This is a genomic window from Streptomyces sp. SID5785 (assembly GCF_009870065.1).
In the GTDB taxonomy this organism is placed as follows: domain Bacteria; phylum Actinomycetota; class Actinomycetes; order Streptomycetales; family Streptomycetaceae; genus Streptomyces.
The window spans coordinates 1-1,668 of record NZ_WWIA01000473.1 but is presented as its reverse complement, the minus strand read 5'-3'; the positions used below and the strand labels follow the sequence as shown (position 1 = coordinate 1,668).

At 76.4% G+C, this 1,668-nt stretch carries 1 protein-coding gene and 1 pseudogene; both read right to left on the bottom strand.

Annotated elements, in window-relative coordinates; translation table 11 throughout:
• Positions 1-388 (bottom strand): annotated as a pseudogene (locus tag GTW43_RS15545) (regulator); the annotation flags it as partial.
• A 187-nt stretch (positions 389-575) separates the two neighbouring features.
• Positions 576-1,668: GAF domain-containing SpoIIE family protein phosphatase (locus GTW43_RS15540; protein WP_161302568.1), on the bottom strand; the 1,093-nt coding region annotated here is incomplete at its 5' end.

Below are 1,668 nucleotides of genomic sequence, written 5' to 3'. Positions count from 1 at the left end.
ATTCGGCCTGGACCGGGTCGACGTCGTCGAGGACCAGCAGCGTGCGCTCGCCGGCCCAGAGCGCGGCGAGCTCCGCGGGCGTGCGGTCCGCGTCGGGGCGCGCGCCGTGCGCCTCGGCGAGCGCGGCGGCCAGCGAGCCGGGGTGCTCCGCCTCGGCGTCCCAGCGGACCCGCACGACGTGGCGCCAGGGCGCGGCGTTCCAGCCGGTGAGCGTGCCGTCGACGAGCCGGCTCTTGCCGATGCCGGCGCCGCCGCTGACGGTGACCAGGCGGTGGGCGCCGAGCAGATGGCGCAGGGCCGCGCTCTCGTGGGAGCGGCCGATGAGCCCGCCGGGATCGCGGTCGTCCGGCGCCTGTCTCGACGTCGAGCCGCCGGTGCGTGGCCTCACGTCGAACTCCCCGATCAGCTGATGACGTCCGGGGCGGTCCCGGTGCCGTGCAGAGCGCGGCAGCCCGGGTGCAGAACCGTCACTGCACTTGCTGCCACGGCAACCCCAACGCGCCGTGTGCGCTCTCGGTAGCGCCGCGGCCGCCCGGTTCACACCCTCCGACGAACTCTCGAACCCGCGTCCTGGCTCAGCGGACCGGAGCGGACGGGCCGCCGCCCGGCACCTCGGCGATCAGGATCGCCACGTCGTCCGTCACCGCCGGGCCGCTCAGCCCGTCGAGCAGCCGGGTACAGACGTCCTCCAGCGAGCCCGTGGCCCCCCGCAGCAGCCGCAGCAGCGCGTCCAGCCGGTCGTCGATCGGATCGCCCCGCGTCTCCACCAGGCCGTCCGTGTACAGGACGAGCCGGTCGCCGGGGGCGAGCGCGATCTCCGTCGTGCTGTACCGCACGCCGCCCACGCCCAGCGGCGCCCCGGACGGCAGCGGCAGCAGCCGGGGCGGCTCGCCGCGCGGCATCAGGACCGGCGGCATGTGCCCCGCGTTCGCGATCCGGCACACGTGCCGCGCCGGGTCGTACACCGCGTACACGCACGTCGCGAGGTGCGTCTCCAGCGCGACGGCCGTGCGGTCGAGGCGGTGCAGGATCTCCGCCGGGTGCAGCGCGAGATCCGCGTACGCCTGCGTCGCCGTGCGCAGCCGCCCCATCGCCGCCGCGGCGTCGATCCCGTGCCCCATCACGTCACCGACGACCAGCGCCGTGCGGCCGCCGTCCAGCGGCATCACGTCGTACCAGTCGCCGCCGACCTGCGCCGAGGACTGCGCGGGCTGGTAGCGGCAGGCCACGTCGAGCCCGTGCAGCGGCGGCAGCGGGCCCGGCAGCAGGCTGCGCTGGAGCGTCTCGGCGGCGGCCCGCACGCTCTCGTGCCAGCGGGCGTTGTCGACGGCGATCGCCGCCCGCGCGGCCAGCTCTCCCGCGAGCAGCGCGTCGTCCTCGTCGAACGGGAGGGCCGTGCGCGCCCGGACGAGGTCCACCACACCGAGCACCTGGTTGTGCGCGATCAGCGGCACCGCGAGATACGAGTGCACCCCCGCCTCCGCGAGCAGCTGCGCCGCCTCCGGGCCGCGCGCGATCCGGGCCAGGTCGTCGGGCCCGGTGTGCGCCACCAGGATCGGCTTGCCGGAGGTGGCGCACCGGGTGATCAGCCGGTCGGCGCGGTACGCGGCGAGGCTCCCGACGCTGTCGGCGGCCGTCGCGACGCCGTTCGGGTACGCGGAGGCGTAC